At 62.6% G+C, this 17939-nt stretch carries 15 protein-coding genes; 3 read left to right on the top strand and 12 right to left on the bottom strand.

Annotated features, from left to right (window positions below; translation table 11 throughout):
• The first annotated feature begins 68 nt into the window (after positions 1 to 68).
• Genes ACM6IM_RS26560 through ACM6IM_RS26550 form a run of 3 tightly spaced genes read left to right on the top strand, consistent with a single transcriptional unit; the run spans position 69 to position 3313 of the window.
• Positions 69 to 2249 carry an FUSC family protein gene (locus tag ACM6IM_RS26560; RefSeq protein WP_192309858.1) on the top strand — a complete coding sequence of 727 codons (2181 nt, stop codon included), beginning with the start codon at positions 69 to 71 and terminating at the stop codon, positions 2247 to 2249.
• Complete coding sequence (locus ACM6IM_RS26555) at positions 2239 to 2439, top strand: DUF1656 domain-containing protein (protein WP_192309861.1); 201 nt, start codon at positions 2239 to 2241, stop codon at positions 2437 to 2439. The genes ACM6IM_RS26560 and ACM6IM_RS26555 overlap by 11 nt, the downstream gene beginning before the upstream one ends.
• Positions 2440 to 2449: 10 nt before the next feature.
• The gene (locus ACM6IM_RS26550) at positions 2450 to 3313 is read left to right on the top strand and encodes an efflux RND transporter periplasmic adaptor subunit (RefSeq protein ID WP_414866739.1); all 864 of its coding nucleotides are present in this window, start codon (positions 2450 to 2452) and stop codon (positions 3311 to 3313) included.
• A gap of 130 nt (positions 3314 to 3443) precedes the next feature.
• Here ACM6IM_RS26550 and ACM6IM_RS26545 read toward each other — a convergent pair whose 3' ends face one another.
• The 12 genes from ACM6IM_RS26545 to algK all read right to left on the bottom strand — a co-directional run bounded on the left by ACM6IM_RS26545 (position 3444) and on the right by algK (position 17938).
• Entirely contained in the window at positions 3444 to 3839 is a 396-nt protein-coding gene (locus ACM6IM_RS26545; RefSeq protein ID WP_414866738.1) for a DUF4440 domain-containing protein, read from the bottom strand.
• 124 nt (positions 3840 to 3963) lie between these two features.
• A complete protein-coding gene (locus ACM6IM_RS26540; RefSeq protein WP_414866737.1) occupies positions 3964 to 4788 on the bottom strand; it encodes an SDR family oxidoreductase in 825 nt (274 codons plus the stop codon).
• A gap of 30 nt (positions 4789 to 4818) precedes the next feature.
• On the bottom strand, positions 4819 to 5283 hold the full coding sequence (locus tag ACM6IM_RS26535) for a multidrug transporter (protein WP_414866736.1): 465 nt from the start codon (positions 5281 to 5283) through the stop codon (positions 4819 to 4821).
• 175 nt (positions 5284 to 5458) lie between these two features.
• Positions 5459 to 6910 (bottom strand): mannose-1-phosphate guanylyltransferase/mannose-6-phosphate isomerase, encoded by a 1452-nt coding sequence (locus tag ACM6IM_RS26530; protein WP_414866735.1) that lies wholly within the window; start codon positions 6908 to 6910, stop codon positions 5459 to 5461.
• Positions 6911 to 7124: 214 nt separating this feature from the next.
• Complete coding sequence (locus ACM6IM_RS26525; protein ID WP_371049138.1) at positions 7125 to 7781, bottom strand: alginate O-acetyltransferase AlgF; 657 nt, start codon at positions 7779 to 7781, stop codon at positions 7125 to 7127.
• Positions 7782 to 7796: 15 nt separating this feature from the next.
• Positions 7797 to 8972, bottom strand: a complete 1176-nt coding sequence (locus ACM6IM_RS26520) for an alginate O-acetyltransferase (RefSeq protein ID WP_192302771.1) — start codon at positions 8970 to 8972, stop codon at positions 7797 to 7799.
• Positions 8973 to 8983: 11 nt separating this feature from the next.
• Positions 8984 to 10549, bottom strand: a complete 1566-nt coding sequence (locus ACM6IM_RS26515; RefSeq protein ID WP_192302769.1) for an MBOAT family O-acyltransferase — start codon at positions 10547 to 10549, stop codon at positions 8984 to 8986.
• Between the two features lie 209 nt (positions 10550 to 10758).
• A complete protein-coding gene (locus ACM6IM_RS26510) occupies positions 10759 to 11880 on the bottom strand; it encodes a mannuronate-specific alginate lyase (protein ID WP_414866734.1) in 1122 nt (373 codons plus the stop codon).
• Positions 11881 to 11888: 8 nt separating this feature from the next.
• The gene (locus ACM6IM_RS26505) at positions 11889 to 13337 is read right to left on the bottom strand and encodes an alginate O-acetyltransferase (protein ID WP_414866733.1); all 1449 of its coding nucleotides are present in this window, start codon (positions 13335 to 13337) and stop codon (positions 11889 to 11891) included.
• A gap of 10 nt (positions 13338 to 13347) precedes the next feature.
• Positions 13348 to 14922 carry a mannuronan 5-epimerase AlgG gene (algG, locus tag ACM6IM_RS26500; RefSeq protein ID WP_414866732.1) on the bottom strand — a complete coding sequence of 525 codons (1575 nt, stop codon included), beginning with the start codon at positions 14920 to 14922 and terminating at the stop codon, positions 13348 to 13350.
• A 26-nt stretch (positions 14923 to 14948) separates the two neighbouring features.
• Entirely contained in the window at positions 14949 to 16436 is a 1488-nt protein-coding gene (locus ACM6IM_RS26495) for an alginate export family protein (RefSeq protein WP_414866731.1), read from the bottom strand.
• Positions 16433 to 17938, bottom strand: a complete 1506-nt coding sequence (gene algK / locus ACM6IM_RS26490) for an alginate biosynthesis TPR repeat lipoprotein AlgK (RefSeq protein WP_414866730.1) — start codon at positions 17936 to 17938, stop codon at positions 16433 to 16435. Before algK ends, ACM6IM_RS26495 begins: the two co-directional genes overlap by 4 nt.
• Position 17939 lies beyond the last annotated feature (1 nt).

The following is a 17939-nucleotide window of genomic DNA, read 5'->3' as shown; positions in this document are numbered from 1 at the left end:
CCGCCAATGCACACCTCGCCAGACACACCGCCATCGCGAGCAGGCTCGCTCCCACAGGGGGCTGCTCGGTGACGACTTTACGCTGGCTGTACTCGCTTGACTGGCGCCGGGGTTTCTTCGACTGGGCGCGCAGCGACGGCGTGACCTGGGTCTACATCTTCAAGGTGTTGCTGGCCGCGTTCCTGACCCTGTGGCTGGCAATGCGCCTGGAGTTGCCGCAACCGCGCACGGCGATGATCACCGTGTTCATCGTCATGCAACCGCAGAGCGGCCAGGTGTTCGCCAAGAGCTTCTACCGCTTTCTCGGCACCTTGACCGGTTCGGCGGTGATGGTGGCCCTGATTGCCCTGTTCGCGCAGAACACCGAGCTGTTCCTCGGTTCGCTGGCGATCTGGGTGGGCATCTGCTCGGCAGGGGCGGCGCGTTACCGCAACTTTCGCGCCTACGGCTTCGTGCTCGCCGGCTACACCGCCGCGATGGTCGGTCTGCCGGCCCTGGCCCATCCTGACGGCGCGTTCATGGCGGCGGTGTGGCGCGTGCTGGAAATTTCCCTGGGGATTCTTTGCTCCACCCTGGTCAGCGCCGCGATCCTGCCGCAAACCGCCAGCGCGGCGATGCGCAACGCGTTGTACCAGCGCTTCGGCGTGTTTGCGTTGTTCGTCACTGACGGGTTGCGCGGTCGCAGCCAGCGCGAGGCGTTCGAGGCGGGCAACGCGCGTTTCAGTGCCGAGGCGGTCGGCCTGGAAGGGCTGCGCAGCGTCACCGTGTTCGAAGACCCGCACATGCGCCGGCGCAACGGACGGTTGAGCCGTCTCAACAGTGAGTTCATGGGCGTCACCACACGCTTCAACGCCTTGCACCAGTTGCTCGAACGGTTGCGTGGCGCTGCCGCCGAGCATGTGGTGGCTGCCATCAAGCCCGGGTTGCAGGACCTTGCCGAAGTGCTCGACGGTTTCAGTGGCCGCGCCCTGACCAGCCCGGATGCGGCGCGTCTGGTGCTGGCCCTGGCCGCCTACAAGGAAGCGCTGCCGGCGCGGGTGCGCAGCCTGCGGGCGACGTTCCAGGAGCGCGCGCCGAGCGACGCCGAGTTGCTGGACTTTCATACGGCCTACGAACTGCTGTATCGCTTTGTCGACGACCTGCACGGTTATGCACAGACCCACGCCTCCCTGGCCGATCACCGTCACGAGCGCGAGCAGTGGGACGAGCCTTTCACACCGCAAACCAACTGGATGGCCTCGGCGGCGTCGGGCATTCGCGCGGCGTTCATCCTGGTGGTGCTGGGCAGTTACTGGGTGGCGACGGCCTGGCCGAGCGGGGCGACCATGACCTTGATTGCGGCGGCCACGGTCGGCCTGTCCGCCGCCACGCCGAACCCGAAACGCATGGCGTTCCAGATGGCTTGCGGCACGTTCCTCGGCGCGCTGATCGGCTTCGTCGAGATGTTTTTCATCTTCCCGTGGATCGATGGTTTTCCCTTGCTGTGCGTGATGCTGGCGCCGGTGATCGTGCTCGGTTCGTTCCTGACCTCACGCCCGCAATACGTCGGGGTCGGACTTGGCCTGCTGATCTTCTTCAGCACCGGTTCGGTGCCGGACAACCTGACGATCTACAACCCCTACGCCTTCATCAACGACTACATCGCCATGGTGCTCGGGATGCTGGTCTGCGCCGCTGCCGGGGCGATCATCATGCCGCCCAACAGCCGCTGGTTGTGGCGTCGACTGGAACAGGACCTGCGCGAACAAGTGGTGTACGCGATCAGCGGCAAACTCAAGGGCCTGGCGTCGAGTTTCGAAAGTCGCACCCGGGACCTGCTGCACCAGGCCTACGGTTTCGCCGCCGGCCAGCCGCAGGTGCAGCGGGACCTGCTGCGCTGGATGTTCGTGGTGCTGGAAGTCGGCCACGCGATCATCGAGTTGCGCAAGGAGCAGGCGATCCTGCCGGTGCACCCGGCCTACGCCGAATCCCAGCCCTGGCGCCAGGCGATCCGCGTGATGGGGCGCTCGCTGGTGCGCCTGTTCCTGCAACCGAGCGCCAGCAACCTGGAGCGTGGACTGGTCGCGGTGGACCATGCGATCAGCCGGGTGCAAGCCACCGACGAACCCTTCGCCCCGCACTTCGACACCTCGGCGTTGCGCCGGGTGAAGAGCTACCTGCACTTCATCCGCAGCTCTTTGCTCGATCCGCAATCGCCGCTCGCCGCCTACGTGAATACCTCGCCCCAAGGACTTGCCCATGCCCCGTGAGATCGCCTTCCACGGCGTGTACATGCCGACCATGACGCTGATGTTTCTGATCGCAGCGGTCCTGGCCTGGGCGCTGGACCGGTTCCTTTCCGGCTTCGACCTGTACCGTTTTTTCTGGCACCCGGCGTTGCTGCGCCTGAGTCTGTTTACCTGTCTGTTCGGCGCCCTGGCGCTGACGGTCTACCACTGAGAATGCCCTGATGAAAAAGCTTTTCAGCCTGCTCGCCACTTTGCTGGTGCTGGCCCTCGCGATCTGGGTCGGCCGGACCCTGTGGGAGCACTACATGAACACGCCCTGGACCCGCGACGGCCGGGTGCGCGCCGACATCATCAACGTCGCCGCCGACGTCACCGGGGAAGTGGTGGACGTGCCGGTGCGCGATAACCAACAGGTGAAGAAGGGCGATCTGTTGATGCGCATCGACCCCGAGCACTACCGCCTCGCGGTCAAGCAGGCGCAGGCACTGGTGGCTTCACGCAAATCGACCTGGGAGATGCGCAAGGTCAACGCCCACCGCCGCGCCGACATGGACAACCTGGTGATCTCCAGGGAAAACCGTGACGACGCCAGCAACATCGCCGATTCGGCCCTGGCGGATTACCAGCAGGCGCAAGCCCAGCTGGAAGCGGCCGAACTGAACCTCAAGCGCACCGAAGTGCGCGCGGCGGTGGACGGTTATGTGACCAACCTCAATGTCCATCGCGGCGACTATGCGCGCATCGGCGAAGCCAAAATGGCCGTGGTCGACATGCATTCCTTCTGGGTCTACGGCTTCTTCGAAGAAACCAAGCTTCCGCATGTGCGAGTCGGCGACAAGGCCGACATGCAACTGATGAGTGGCGAGGTGATGAAGGGGCACGTGGAGAGTATTTCCCGCGGCATCTACGACCGCGACAACCCGCAAAGCCGTGAGCTGATCGCCGACGTGAACCCGACGTTCAACTGGGTGCGGCTGGCGCAACGGGTGCCGGTGCGGATACACATCGACGAAGTGCCGGAGGGGGTGCTGCTGGCGGCGGGGATCACCTGCACGGTCGTGGTGAACCCGTCCGAAACCCTGTAGGCGCGCATCACTCCTGTGGGAGCGAGCCTGCTCGCGATGGACGGCAAGGCACCACGGGCATCCGCAATGCCGCGTCATCGTTAACGATCATCGCGGGCAGGCTCGCTCCCACGGTCGAAACTTGTGGGACTCACTCCTTGCAGAACGTCTCGTGAAGGTGCCGCCAGAGAATCCTGCCGTCCACCTTCTCGAACACCACTGTCGAGCGCCGGTCGGAGTGCAGGCCGGTGGCATCGGTCTGCTGTTCGCGGTAACTGACGGTGGCGCCGGTGTCGTGCAACGCCAGGCCACATAACTCGCTCAGCTCGATGCGGAACCCGAGCTTCTTGCCGCCGGCCAGCAGGAACAGTTCATTCAGCGCGGCGAAATCCAGCACCCGACCCAGGGGCGAGACCATGGAGAACTGCGGCGAAAAACGCATCAGCAGGTGTTCGAGTTCGGCGGCGTCGCGTTCTTCGGCCAGCCATTGCTCGATGGCCACGTGGGCCTGGATCACTTCGTCGAAGTATTGGGTGTAGTCGGTCATGGTGTTTCCTTCAGAGCTTCAGCGTCTGTTCTGCCGTCATCGCGACCAGGCTCGCTCCCACAGGGGGCGGCGTGCACGGTCAAAATGTGGGAGCGAGCCTGCTCGCGATAAGGTCGCTGCGGTATCAGAGCTGGCCACGCAACCCAAACCGCCGCATCAACGTCGACTCCAGCACCCCTTGGGGCAGCAACGTCGCCAGCAGCGGCAACGCCCGGCTGCCGTTGCCGAGGCGAATCAGCCTTGGCGGTTTGTCCTGCTGCACGGCCTTGAGCAAGCCGGCGGCAAACTCGCTGGCCGGCGTCGGTTTGTCCTGAGAAGCCCGGGCCCGTGCGCGAATCCCCTCGCGCAGGGGGAACCAGGGTGACTGCTCGCTGATCAACTGTTCGGCTTCCTGCCCGGCATTGCGGGCGAAACTCGAGGCGATGGCCCCCGGCTGCACTTCCATCACCCGCACACCGAACGGGGCGAGTTCCATGCGCAACGCATCGCTCAAGGCATGCACCGCTGCTTTCGAGGCGCAATAGGCGCCGGCGAACGGCGTGACCAGGACGCCCGAGACGCTGCCGATGTTCACCACGATCCCCCTGGCCCGGCGCAATACCGGGAAAAACGCCCGGGTCACGCCGACGATGGCAAACACATTGGTTTCGAACTGGCGCTGCATGGCGGGTACACCGCCGTCCAGCAGCGGGCCCATGGCGCCGTAACCGGCGTTGTTGATCAGCACGTCGAGGCCGCCGTGCTGTTGATTGATCTGCTCGCTCAACTGCTCCAGCGCCGGGCCATCATTGACGTCCAGTTGCACGGCGTTGAAACCCGCCGCCGCCAATGCCGCGACGTCTTCGGCCTTGCGCGCGCTGGCCCAGACCTGGTAACCGGCCGTCTTGAACACATCGGCCAGTGCGCGGCCAATGCCGCTGGAGCAACCGGTAATCAACGCAACAGGCATGGCGCGTTCCTTGTGTAGAAAGAGAAGGGATCAGTCGGAGAAACTGCCTTGCAAATGCTCGGCACGAAACTCCAGGGTTTGTGGACGATAACCGGGTCGCAGGGGCGGCATGGGCAAGCAGTCTTCCCAACTGGCGCCGGCCTGCAACTCGCCGGGTCCACGATAGCGCGGTGCGCTGTACTGATTGTCGGCGAGGTTGACCGTGTCGCCCGGCGCATAAGCGGCGACACGCCAGCGCAATTCGGTGAGCGGCACCTCGTTGCCGTTGTTCATCGTCAGTTGCAACGGACGATCCGCCGGGCATTGTTGCGGCGCGTAGGTAATGCGCAACTCAAGGCGCGCCAGTTGCTTGACCTCGCGGTTGTCCATCCAGATCACCCAGCTGGCGACCAGCCCCAGGCCAACGGCAGCCGCCACCGAGACGGGCAAGGCCTTGGCCGGGTAACGGACTAACAGAATCAACCAGGTGATGACCAGCAAGACGCCAATGAACATGTCGCACAACCTCGCGCAAGAGAGGGCCATCCTACCTAAGGGCAGGTGAGCTTGGCGATGGGCGAGCGCGGTTGCTCCGCACACCTCGGCCGGACAGGCATGAAAAAGCCCCCAGCCCACCCGCTGCGGATAGGGGACGCAGCGGGTGGGGCGGGGGCTTTGTTTTTCCGAACGCTTATTGCGCGATGGTTTTCACCGACACGCCGCGTTCGAGCGGTGTAGACCGACCATAGATGTCTTCGAAACGCTCGATATCGTCCTCACCCAGGTAGCTGCCCGATTGCACTTCGATGATTTCGAGTGGAATCTTGCCCGGGTTGCGCAGGCGGTGAACCGAGGCAATCGGAATGTAGGTCGACTGGTTCTCGGTCAGCAGGAACACGTTTTCGTCGCAGGTCACTTCGGCGGTGCCGCTGACCACGATCCAGTGTTCGGCGCGGTGGTGGTGCATCTGCAACGACAGGCAGGCGCCCGGCTTGACCGAGATGTGCTTGACCTGGAAGCGGCCACCCATGTCCACCGAGTCGTAGGAACCCCACGGGCGATAGACTTCGCAGTGGTTCTGGGTTTCGCTGCGGCCCTGTTCGTTGAGGGTGTTGACCATCTGTTTCACGCCCTGGACCTTGTCCTTGTGCGCAATCATCATGGCGTCCTTGGTTTCGACGACCACGATGTTTTCCAGGCCGATCACCGACACCAGTTTGCCGTTGCCGTGGATCATGCAGTTCTTGCTGTCCTGAACCACGACGTCGCCCTTGGTGACGTTGCCGTTGGCGTCTTTTTCGTTGACTTCCCACAGCGACGACCAGCAGCCGACATCGCTCCAGCCGGCGGTCAGCGGCACGACGCAGGCGCGCTGGGTTTTTTCCATCACCGAGTAGTCGATGGAGTTGTCCGGGCAGCAGGCGAACGTGGCTTCGTCGATGCTCACGGTATCGACGTCATGCTCGCTGCGCTCCAGGGTCAGCAGGCAGGTGTCGTAGATGTCCGGGTCATGTTTTTTCAGCTCTTCGAGGAAGCGGCTGGCGCGGAACAGGAACATGCCGCTGTTCCAGAAATAACCGCCGGACTGGACGTACTCGGTGGCGCGTTTCACGTCCGGTTTTTCGACGAAGTGCGAAACACGGCTGACGCCTTCGGGCAGCAGCGAGTCGTTGGTCGACTTGATGTAGCCATAACCGGTTTCCGGTTTGGTCGCCGGGACGCCGAACAGCACCATTTCGCCGTTTTCGGCGGCGACGGTGGCCAGGGCGAGGGCTCGCTGCAAGGCTTTCTGGTCTTCCAGCACGTGGTCGGCCGGCAGCACCAGCATCAGCTCGTCACGGCCTTCGTTGACCAGCATCATCGCGGTCAGCGCTACGGCCGGCGCGGTGTTGCGGCCGAACGGTTCCATCAGGATGCGCTGGGTTTCCAGCTTGCGAGCGGTCAGTTGCTCGTTGACGATGAAGCGGTGGTCCTTGTTGCAGACCACGATAGGCGTGTCCATGCCTTCGAACACCAGGCGTTCCAGGGTTTGCTGGAACAGCGTGTGTTCGCCGGTCAGGGCCAGGAACTGTTTAGGGAACTGCTTACGGGAAAGCGGCCAAAGACGTGAGCCGCTACCACCTGACAAGATCACCGGAATCATGTTGTTACTCCTTGAAAATCGTATGGGTCAGAGCACGAACGTTCTGTCGTTTCACTCTTGTTTTTGTTCCGTATCCGGATTGACGCCTCGGTCCATTGTGGGAGCGGGCTTGCTCGCGAAAGCGTTTTGTCAGTCGACATCAGGGTGAATGTCAGACCGCATTCGCGAGCAAGCCCGCTCCCACAGGGGTTGAGGTGTCAGTCAGGAATATTCATTAGCGCGTAGACACGGGGCGCTTGACCCACACTGGCGACAGGCTGCTGCCGTTGCCGGTGACGTACAGTACCGCCGCTTCACCGCGTTCCAGGGCAACCGGTTTCACGTCGCCGACTTTCGTTGCGCCATCGTATAGCGCCAGGCTGACTTTTACCGGGTTGATTTCACGCTCGCCACGGCCTTTGGCGGCCACGGAAGGCACGACTTCGGTCTTGCCGTCGGCGGTTTTCAGGGTCAGGGCCTTGTCGCTGAGGTTCTGCACGCGGACCAGGGATTTCTGCTTGTTCTTGAACGGCGGCTCTTCGATCAGTTGTGGCGCGCCGCTGGCGTTGTTGACCAGGGTGTAATAGTGGTCGCCGGCCAGTTTCACCGGCAGGGACTGGCTGCCGACCTTGGCGCTGTAGTCGCCACCCGGCATGAAGCTGAAGTCGGTGCTGGACAGCGGTGCGACGTCGCTCAGGCTGGTGCTGCCGACGGTGGCGCTGACTTCGGTGTTGCCGGCGTTATAGACCCGTACGAAGGACGAGCCTTTCGGCGCGGTCGGACCGTAGAGTGCGGAGTCGCCGGCGGCGAAGGCGTTCATCGACAGTACGCCGAAGGTCGCGGCCAGGGCAAAGGTCTTGGCGAGACGACGAGGAGTAGTAGTGAAAGTCATGGAAGTACCTCTCTTTCAGTTTTGCGCCCGGTCGGGCGTCTCGGATTTAGTGTTGATGGCTACATTTTGTTGGCGGGCGCCGGCTTCTTTGAGCGCTGCGACCCAGTGCGGGTCGGCGTCGCCGATTTCGTTGTTGACGGGCAGATAACGTTCAGGAAACTCCCAGATCAGCACCTGCGGCGGGCTGTTCTTGAAAGCGTCGCTCTTGAGGTAGCTGAGCATCGGCAGGATCGGGCCATGGCCGTCTTCGGCGTAATTGACCACGTCGCTGTTCAGCGCCTGTTTCAGCGCGCCGACGAAGTTCCAGTTCGGGTTGGCGCTGTAGCTGGTGCCGATCAGCGCGACGGGCACTTCGGTGTTGGCAAACAGGGCGTCGTCGCCGCTGGCCTGATCGTCAGCCGCTACGGTGTTGCGTTTCTGCAGTGGCTCGGTCGCCGGCATCAGGTTTTCGAACAGCGGGTCCAGCGGCAGGAACAGGCGCAGGTCACCCTTGTGGGTCACGGTTTGCGCAGGCTCGGTGACGAAGCGCTGAGGCTCGCCGCTCAGCGGGGCTTTCTCGGCGATGGCTCTGGCCAGGGTTTCGGCGGCGATCTGAGCGCCCTCCGGGGTCCAGTGGGTGTCGGTGCGCAGGAACACTTGCTGGCCGTCCAGCTTGCCCTTTTGCAGCGGGCTCAGCAGGTCGGGCGCGAGGATCTTGTTGGCGGCGACACGGGCGTGGAAGTCTTCATAAAGGTTGGCGTGAATGCTCGAAGGCTTCACTTCACCCAGGTGTTCCGGGTACAGGCGGGTCTTGGCCGGCACGATGGCCATCACCAGTTTCACGCCTTTCTCCTTCAGTTCCTGGCGCACGCCTTCGACCAGCGCGTAATTGCCTTGCAGGTTCAGCTCTTCGTTGACGATCGGGTTGAATTCCTCATCGCTGTACAACCACTGGTCGCGACCGAGCACCACGCCGGGACGACCTTCGTTGAACAGTTTGAAATCCAGCGCGGCCCAGAGGTTGGTGCCCAGGCGCTTGATCGGGAATTCGTCGTCGTAGTGGGTTTCGACGGCCTTGGCCCAACGGCCGTTGAGCACCGTCGCATCGGCGTTGGTGCTGAAGCCAAAGAAGCTGCGCACCGACCACAGGCCCAGGACCAGCAGGGTCACCATGAACAGGGCGATGTAGAAAATGCGTAATGAGCGGGTCATGGTCAGATCCCTCAGAACTGGAAGTAAAGGAACGGCGAGAAGCTTTGCGCCGAGAGTTTGAGAATCGAGGCGATGAACAGCAGCAGCACCAGGGCGCGCATCACATAGCGCGACCAGTCGGCGCTCCAGTAGGCCGGTTGCACGGTGGCTTCGACGCCCACGGTGTAGCCTGGCTGGTGGATGCTGGCCGGGTTGTCGCCCGGGACCGCCTTGATCATTCCAGGCGTCGCAGCGGCGGGGCCATCGGCCTCGACGTTGACGGCCGGTTTGGTTTTCGCCGGTGGCGGGTTGCTGTAGAGATCACGCAGGCCGAAAAACGCCAGGGTCGCGTAGGCCACCACCAGGGTTGCCACTTGCAGGCCGGTGAGGTTGGCCCGGTTGAGTTCCGACAGCGACCATTCGCCGAAGCTGAACATCGCGCCGTACATGCGACCGGCCACGTGCAGGTTTTCCGCACGGAAGATCACCCAGCCCATCACCACCAGCAGGAAGGTCAGCGCCCAGCGGATCGGGTTGAGGCTGCGCGGCGACGTGTTCAGGCCCAGGGCTTTTTCAATGGCCAGCCACATGCCGTGCCAGGCACCCCAGACGATGTAGGTGATGTTCGCACCGTGCCACAGACCACCGAGCAGCATGGTCAGGAACAGGTTGCGATAGGTCATCAGCGTACCTTTGCGGTTGCCGCCCAGCGTGATGTACAGGTAGTCACGCAGCCAGGTCGACAGGCTGATGTGCCAGCGCCGCCAGAACTCGGTGATCGACTGGCTGATGTACGGCTGTTTGAAGTTTTCCATGAAGCGGAAACCCATCATCAAGCCCAGGCCGATGGCCATGTCGCTGTAGCCGGAGAAGTCGAAGTACAGTTGCGCGGTGTAGGCCAGCGCGCCGAGCCAGGCGTCGCCCGTGGTCGGGTTCTGCAAGGCGAAGCAGTGGTCGGCGACCACCGCCAGGGTGTCGGCGATGAAGACCTTCTTGATGAAACCCTGCATGAACCGCGTGCAGCCCTCGGAAAATTTGTCGAGGGTGTGGGTGCGGTTGTTGAACTGGTCGGCGAGGTCGCGAAAACGCAGCACGGGACCGGCGATCAGGTGCGGGAAGATCGCCACGAACGCCGCGAAGTCGATCAGGTTGCGCGTGGCCGGGGTATCGCCACGGTAGACGTCGATGATGTAGCTGATGGACTCGAAAATGTAGAAGGAGATACCGATCGGCAACAGCACGTGGGTCAGGATGAATGGCGACAGGCCGACCGAGGTCATCAGCGCGTTGATGCTGTCGACACCGAAGTTGGCGTACTTGAAGTAGCCGAGGATGCACAGGTCGACGGCCACACCCAGCAGCAGCCAGCGTTGGGCCGGTTTGGTGCGCACACCTGCGGCGCCGACCTTGAGGCCGATCCAGTAGTTCCACAGCGTGACGGCGGCGAACAGCGCCAGGAAGTCCACGCGCCACCAGGCATAGAACACATAGCTGGCGATCAGCAGCAACAGGTTGCGATAGCGTATTCCGCTCAAGTAGTACATGCCGAGGAAGATCGGCAGGAACAAGAACAGGAACACGTTGGATGAAAATACCATCCCGGTCTCTCCGTGTTTAACCAACAGTCAAGGGCCGCAGCCCCCCCAAACCCCCCATGAAAAACTCGGGGGCAACTCATATCTCACATCTGGTCACTCACCCTGTGGGAGCGGGCTTGCTCGCGAATGCGGTGTGTCAGTCGACATCTCTTTCTGATGTCAGACCGCTTTCGCGAGCAAGCCCGCTCCCACAGGGATTCAGCGTGTCTTCAAGATCCCTTGCCCTTGTCATTCGCAGGGTCATAAACCTTGGTCAGGTCGCCGCCAAGGCGGAAGGTCTTGAACGGCTGCATCCCGTGTTTCTTCTCCAGCACCTGCGGCGCGCAGGTGTAGAGCGAGCAGAACGGTTCGAGCCAGGCGAATTTCATGTCCTTCTTCAGGTCGGTCATGTCCTGTTCCTTGCCGTTCTTCTTCTCGAAGATGTCCGGGTCTTTGACCCCGGCCAACACCTGATCCCCCAGACGCTTGAGGGCGCCGTTGTTTTCCTGGCGCAGGTCCACGCCATTGACCTGGGCGAAACTGGCGATCATCGCCAGGGGCGGCAGGGCATAGTTGTGGTAGGCGAGGGCGCGTTGCTGGCGTTTGAGTTCGTTCGGCAGGAAGCCCTGCGCATCGACCTGGTTGGCGCCGACCTTGTATTCCTTCACGGCCCAGTCGAACAGGTCGCGACGGTTGGTGGCGACGGCGGTGGCCATCACCGACCAGGCTGCCCAATACGAGTGGTTGTTGGTTTTTTCCAGCGGCAGGTTGTCCCAGTCGCTGACCACCTGGTCGGCCATCCTGTTGAACCAGGCTTCGATCAACTGCGATTCCTGCTGGTGGTTGGCCAGCGGGTGCGAGTCGGAAAACTTCAGGCGCAGGTAAGAAGACGCCATGCTGCCCAGCGCCCATTTGCGCATGGACTTGCCGGTGTGGTTGAAGTCCTTGGACATCAAGGCGTCGGCCTTGGCCCAGGCGGTCAACCAGTTCAACGTGCATTCGAGCTGTTCCGGACGCCCGTCGCGCATGAATTGCATGACGCGCTTGCTGGTGCCGCGCTCGATCCTGGTGATGTCGGCGGTGCTGTCGCGAAAGGCTTTTTCCGACTGGACGTTCAGGGTCGAGCGGGCCTTGTCCGAGCCTTCGTACTTGCTGCGAAATTGCAGCGAGCCGGTGTAAGGCGTCGGTACCGCCTCGCAGCTTTCATTGCTGTCGCCGGTCTTGAGTTTCTCGATCGGCGCGAAGTACCCCTGGGGCGGGCGCAGCGGTGCGGCGGCCTGGGTGGCGCCGGCGAACATCGCCAGTGCCAGCAGGGAGGGCGCGAGTAGCTGTTTCAAGGTTCGATTGTGCATGGCAGACCTCATTGCCCGATCTGGGCGGTACGTTGCCCAGCGTTCGGGAACACGTTGCGTTTGCAGATTTTCGCTTCGACCTTCTGTGGCGCGGCGCCGGCTTCCGGCCCCTGGACTTCGACGGCCAGCAGGTTCTGCGAGGCCCAGTCTTCGTCGGTGCGCAATTCGAAGGCGAAACGACCGTCGGTGTCGGACGTTTCCGGTTTTTCGATCTTGATGTCCTCGTGGCGCCCGTTCATGTACCAGAGGGTGGCTTGCAGGGTTTTCACCGAGGTGTCGGCGAAGCGGATGTCGACCTGGTGGCTGCTGTTCTGCAGGTTCATGTTCTTGCTGTTGACCATCAGTTCGTTCTTGCCCGGCTTCAAGCTGGCACTGGCGGACATTTGCGCGTCCTTGCCTTCGCAGCCGTTGTCCAGCAGCGCCATCATCTGGCGGTAAATGGTTTCCTGGTCCAGGCGGTAGAGCGGCGAGAATTCCCAGATGAGAATCTTCGGCGGGTTTTTCTGGAACTCTTCGCTGCCCAGGTACTGCAGCATCGAACCTTCCAGGCCGCCGCCAGGGAACGCCACGTTGAGAATGTCGGCGCCGATGGCCTCTTCGAGGAAACCGGCGAAGTTGTAGTTCTTGCCACTGTGGCTGGTGCCGACCAGGGTGATCTGCGGATTGCCGGAATCGCCGAACAGGTCGCCATCGCCCGCTTCGCCCTTGGGCTCGGTGGTGAACTGATCCATGTACTGGATCGCGTAGCTGGTGCCACAGAGTTGACCGGCCATGTTGTGCAATGTTCCGGTCTTGCCCATGCGACCCGACTTGTGGGTCTCGAATTCACGCTTTGGAATGTCGGCAAAGGCCGGGATCTGCTTGACCTTCTCGGCGACGATCTTCGCCGTGCGCTGCGCGCCGTAAGGCGTCCAGTGCTGGTCGCCACGGAAGTAGAAGTCGTGGGCGGGCAGGGTCTCGGGCAGCGATTCGTTGGTCAGCGGCGACAGGTCGGGCACCACGTAGCCCATGGCGGCGAAACGGCCGAGCATGCTCTTGTAGTTCTTCAGTGCCTTGTCGTAATCGAACCTGGCCTTGTCTTGCGGGTTGAGTTTGTTGCGGTTCACCAGGCCTCGGGTCGGCTGGTAGACCACCACCAGTTCCACGCCTTTGCTCTTGAACGCATCGTGCAGTTGCTGCATGCGCTTGTAGCCGGCGGGGGTGGTGTCGAATTCGGTGCGCAAGTCTTCCTGGGTACGGAACAGCCAATCGCCCTGGGCCTGCACCAGCGTGGTGAAGTTCTGCTGGTAACGCGTGGTGTAGTTCTTCGCGTCGTGGGCTTCCGGGCACAGGTTGCAGCACGGCTCGGCTTCGAAAGTCGGCGCCTGGATGTCCTCGGCGCGCGCCCCGGCGCTGGCCGCGAGAATACCGGCAGTCAGGGCCGACAGGCTGAGTAATTTGATCAAGTGTGGGTGCATAAAATTATCCTCAGTCCTGCAATTCGGTCTGGCGTTCGACAGGGTCGATCAGCACGGCTTTCTGCTGGCGCACCATCAGGTCGAGAATTTCATCCTGGCGCTCGCCAAGGATCCCGTTGAAGCTGATGCCGCTGGATTTGGTCGGCGCGAGCATCGACACGCGATACAGCTCCACGCTCAGAGGCGAGTCGATCGACAGCGGTCCGCTGCCGTTGCCGGCCAGTTCGCCGCCGACGATGATCAGCGACACCTGGGCGTCGAACGGGTCGAGCTTGATGTCGCGGTCGGTGTCCGTCAGGTCCTTGATGTGGCCGTAGACGCCGGTCAGGCCGTTGGCCAGGGACAGGTTTTCGTAGAGGCGGATGTTCACGCTGTTACGAATGCGGATGCCGTGGCGTTTGTTGCTGATCACCTTGTTGCCGTAGATCAGGTTGTCACCGCTCTCGTACAGCGTGATGCCGTCGGTGTGGTTCTTGTAGATCTCGTTGTAGGCGATCAGGTTGTTGACGCTGTTACGGTCGATCACCAGGCCCGACAACTTGTTGTCGTAGCTGCGGTTGTTGAAGATGAAGCTGTCGTTGACCTCACGGGAAATGATGATCCCGTGCTTCTTCTTGGTCCCGTAGACGGTGTTGTCGGCGATGATCAGCCCGTGCGAACGGTCGTGCGGGTCGATGCCGTAGACGATGTTGTCCTTGTAGGTGTTGCCCTTGACCACGAAGTTGCTGGTTTCGTAGCAATAGAACCCGTACCACATGTCCGAGAACTCGGAGCCGATGATCCAGCCGGTCGGTTCAGGGCGCTTGAGCACCTTGGCCATGTTCGGCGTGTACTGGGAAATACTCACGCCGTAGGACTTGCTGTTGGCGTAGCCGAAACTGGCCATCTTGCTGTTGACGATGTAGGTCTCGGTGCCACCCCAGGCCAGCAGGAACGGACGGAATTCCTTCGGCGACTTGAAGGTCGCCGGGCCGTTGTCCTTTTCACGCCAGCCGGTGATCTTGCTGTCACGCACGAACAGGCGACCGTCGTTGACCAGGAACGAGCCGGCCTCCTGGGACAGGCGCAATTCCTGGGTCTGTTGGTCGATTTCGAGAATGCCCTTCTCGCCCACCACAATCGGCAGCCTGGCGAGGAACACGCCCGGCGAGGTTTCGCTGAAGTACTGCTTGGGCAGTTTCTTCGCCAGGTCCTTGAGGTTCATGTAGCCGTCGTCGATGAAGATCGCCTGCGGGATGCCGTGCTGGCGCACCACCCATTCGGCCATCTTGTTGTCGCCGCCGATGAAGTCCTTCAGGGCGTTTTCCTGCATCATCCGGCGCACGCTGACCTTGCCGGCCTTGCTGCGCACGATCTTTTTCTCGACGGCTTGCGCGTTGTAGCCGCTGATGTCCGGCGGGACCGGCTTCTTCAGTTCCAGGGGCGCGGTCGGCGCGCTGGCGACGGTGTAGGTCTTGGCCTGTTGCAATTCCTTGGCCGTGGTCACCGGCTTCGGCGCTGGCTCGACATTGGCGAAGGCGGCCGAACTGGCCAGCAGCATCGCGCCGGCCAGCAAGGTCAGGGCGCCTGTCTTCGGACTGTGCATGTCGGGAACTCCTTTAGCGGTTCGCATCAGAAGCGCCAGATCACGTCGATGAACGCGCGGTGCATGTACGAATCGACCTGTTTGCCGTAGGCATCACCCGGCTTGAACACGCCGCCACGCAGGCGCACCAGGGCCGACGGCTCGTCGATCGACTGGCTCAGCGCGGCCGGCAACAGGCCCTGCTTGAAGTACTTGGTGACGACCACGTCCATTTCCTGGCCAAGGTCCTTGTTGCCATCTTCCAGCGGCAGGGACGTGCTGGAGAGAATCGCGCCCGTGGCGTCGTCGGTGGTGTTCTCGACGGCGTTGATGCCGTTGCTGCCGACCGGCTTGTTGCCGTCGACACGCCAGAATTTGTGATAGATCAGGCTCGCGTCGTATTCGTCGTTGAGCATCCACGAACCGAACAGGGTCGCGGTCTGCATGTTGTTCATTTCGCCACGGAACGCCTCGCCGAAGCGGTGAACCCGCGAACGCGTACCGGTGTAGTTCGAGCGGTTGCTTTCCAGGCCATTCTGTTCGTAATCGGCGCTGGCGCGGGCATAGGCGGCACCGACCTGCCATTGTGGATCGAGGCGCAGGCGCACACCGACGTCGGTGGCCCAGCCGTTGACGTCTTCACCACGCTTGGCTTCGGTCGGACGCGTGCCGTCGGCGTTGAGCGGGTTGACCGTGTCGGTGTCGCCGCTCATGCCGGTGATGCTGCCCCAGTAGTTGAGGGTATTGGTGTTGCGGTAGTTGTAGGCATCGCTGTCGGCGGTCAGGCCGAGCCAGCTGATGTCGCCGTTCTGCTTCTTGTCCAGCGAATCGCCGGCCACGCCCGGCTCCGGGTAATCGAGCTTGCCGTCATCGTGGGTGTGGTGGCCGCGAATGCCGACCCAGTTGCCCGGTGTCCACTGGTACGCCGCATCGCCGTAGACGTGCAGGCGATCCTTGTCCTTGGGCGCCAGTTCCTTCAGGTCGGTGCGGTACTCGCTGAAACGTTCGGCGACACCGGCATTGGCCCGCAGCAGGGTGGTGTCGAAGGTCCAGTTCAGGGCTTCGATGTTGGTGTCGCGCCATTGGCCGTCGTCGTTGCGCAGGCGTTGGCGACCGAGCTTGAGGATCTCGCCGGGGTAGGGCGTGAGGCCGCTGTAGCCGACCCAGAACTCGCGCATCGCCAGGTAGTTTTTCTTGGTCTTGCGATCACCGTTGTCGGTGGTCTGGGTGCCGTCGCTGTCGGACTGCTGCAGGGTGTCGGTTTCGATGATGTCGGTGGACGTCACGGCCTGGCCCATGGCGTAGGCGCTCCACGCGCCGCTCTCGCCGTAGACCCAGGGGCGCAGGTCGAGGCCGACGCCGTTGACGTCGCCGCCATGGGCAGTGCCCAGGTCGCGGTCGTCTTCGGACTGGCCGGTGACTTTGACTTCCAGGCCGAAGTTCTTGGCGTCGGTCAATGCCGCCAGGGTCGGGCAGGACCAGAGCAAGGCGAATGTCAGGCCAATGCCGGCCTTCACGAATGGATTCAACTTCATAAGGTTTCCTCGCCGTCTTCTTCTTGCAGGGCATGCAGTTCCAGCGTGTTCTGGCTCAAGGCACCACGAACGGCCTGTTCCTGTTTCAACAGACGTTGGGCCTCGGCGAGCTGGGCAGGCGGCAGTTGGGCTTCGAGTGTTTGCGCAAGCTCAGTGGCTTGCGGGGTGTTCTGGGCCTTGGCCAGTTGGCTGAACACATAGGCATTCAGCGGGTTGGGCTTGGTGCCCTTGCCTTGGGAGAACAGCTGGGCGATGGCGAAGTCGGCACTGTTCTGGCCGTTGCGGGCGGCGGTCAGCAGGTGATCCAGGGCTTTTTGCGAATAGACCTGGCCCAGGTAGCCGCGACGGTAGATCTGGCCGAGGTAGTAGTCGGCGGCGACTTCCTTGCCGACGGCTTTCTGGAAATGCGCTTCGGCGACTTTGGCGTCGGCCGGCACCCACTTGCCTTCGTAGTAGAGCTTGCCGAGCAGCAGTTCGGCACGCGGCTGGTCAGCGGCGCGGCCGTTTTCCAGGTATTTCATCATGGTGTCGACGTCACCGAGTTCCGGGAAGTCGTAGAGCAACTGCGCCAGGCTGACCCAGGAAGCCGGGTAGCCGGGGGCGATGTCTTCGAGCAGCGACTGGGCGGTTTTTTCGTCGGTCTTGCCCAGGCTCGAGTCGCCGAGGACGCGGGCTACGCTGTCCACACGTTGCGCGGACACGGTGCCGCGAGCGTGCGCCGCCTGCATCTGCTTGATCAGCTCGGCCTGCTCGTCGGCCTTGCCCTGTTTCTGGTAGACCGTGGCCAGCTCGACGTAGCAGATATCGGTGGTGTTCAACGCGGCCTTGCAGATGCTCGCCACTTCGTCCAGGTGCTGGTCGTAAGTGCCCTGGGTGCGATACAGCAGCACTTGGGCGAGGCCGGCTTCCGGTTTGCCTTCGGCGCGCCATTGGCTGATCTGCTGCTGGGCATTGATGTCGGGGAAACTGTGCGGGTATTGCAGGTACAGCATCGCCAGCGGGATCAGCGTGTTGCCTTCACCGTTGGCCGAGGCTTTTTTCAACAGGGTTTCGGCTTCGTGCTGTTCGGCTTCGGTGGAACCCGGCTTGGCCACCAGCAGGCGGCCGAGGCGCGCCTGGGCACGCGGCGATACGTCGGCGGCGGCGCGATAAGTCGCTTCCGCCTGCTTGATCTGTGCCGGGTCGCGGCTGTCGACCTGGATGTCGGCGAGGCCCACTTGAGCTTCGCTGTAACCGAGGTCGGCCAGGGCCTTGTAGTTCTGCTGGGCCAGCGCGGTGTCGCCGCGCTTGAGGGCTTCATTGGCCAGGCGCTGGTCGGGCAGGCCGGCGCAGCCGGCGAGGCTGACTGCCAACGCCAGAGCACACACCGCCCCCCTGTGGGAGCCAGCCTGCTGGCGATGCAGGCGCCGCGTTGCATCAGACAGACCGCGCTGATCCCATCGCGAGCAGGCTCGCTCCCACAGGGTTTGCGGTGTATGGAGGATAGGTTTCATCACGGTCATG

The sequence above is a fragment of the Pseudomonas sp. IT-P12 genome (assembly GCF_949767465.1).
Lineage (GTDB): Bacteria > Pseudomonadota > Gammaproteobacteria > Pseudomonadales > Pseudomonadaceae > Aquipseudomonas.
This window is presented reverse-complemented; position numbering and strand designations above follow the sequence as displayed.

What these genes read in the sequence shown, in the direction of transcription:
- ACM6IM_RS26535 (WP_414866736.1), bottom strand. Translation starts at nt 5,283, where the DNA reads ATGTTCATTGGCGTCTTGCTGGTCATCACCTGGTTGATTCTGTTAGTC.
- ACM6IM_RS26545 (WP_414866738.1), bottom strand. Translation starts at nt 3,839, where the DNA reads ATGACCGACTACACCCAATACTTCGACGAAGTGATCCAGGCCCACGTG.
- algG (WP_414866732.1), bottom strand. Translation starts at nt 14,922, where the DNA reads ATGCACAGTCCGAAGACAGGCGCCCTGACCTTGCTGGCCGGCGCGATG.
- ACM6IM_RS26505 (WP_414866733.1), bottom strand. Translation starts at nt 13,337, where the DNA reads ATGCACCCACACTTGATCAAATTACTCAGCCTGTCGGCCCTGACTGCC.
- ACM6IM_RS26555 (WP_192309861.1), top strand. Translation starts at nt 2,239, where the DNA reads ATGCCCCGTGAGATCGCCTTCCACGGCGTGTACATGCCGACCATGACG.
- ACM6IM_RS26495 (WP_414866731.1), bottom strand. Translation starts at nt 16,436, where the DNA reads ATGAAGTTGAATCCATTCGTGAAGGCCGGCATTGGCCTGACATTCGCC.
- ACM6IM_RS26520 (WP_192302771.1), bottom strand. Translation starts at nt 8,972, where the DNA reads ATGACCCGCTCATTACGCATTTTCTACATCGCCCTGTTCATGGTGACC.
- ACM6IM_RS26510 (WP_414866734.1), bottom strand. Translation starts at nt 11,880, where the DNA reads ATGCACAATCGAACCTTGAAACAGCTACTCGCGCCCTCCCTGCTGGCA.
- algK (WP_414866730.1), bottom strand. Translation starts at nt 17,938, where the DNA reads ATGACCGTGATGAAACCTATCCTCCATACACCGCAAACCCTGTGGGAG.
- ACM6IM_RS26550 (WP_414866739.1), top strand. Translation starts at nt 2,450, where the DNA reads ATGAAAAAGCTTTTCAGCCTGCTCGCCACTTTGCTGGTGCTGGCCCTC.
- ACM6IM_RS26540 (WP_414866737.1), bottom strand. Translation starts at nt 4,788, where the DNA reads ATGCCTGTTGCGTTGATTACCGGTTGCTCCAGCGGCATTGGCCGCGCA.
- ACM6IM_RS26515 (WP_192302769.1), bottom strand. Translation starts at nt 10,549, where the DNA reads ATGGTATTTTCATCCAACGTGTTCCTGTTCTTGTTCCTGCCGATCTTC.
- ACM6IM_RS26530 (WP_414866735.1), bottom strand. Translation starts at nt 6,910, where the DNA reads ATGATTCCGGTGATCTTGTCAGGTGGTAGCGGCTCACGTCTTTGGCCG.
- ACM6IM_RS26525 (WP_371049138.1), bottom strand. Translation starts at nt 7,781, where the DNA reads ATGACTTTCACTACTACTCCTCGTCGTCTCGCCAAGACCTTTGCCCTG.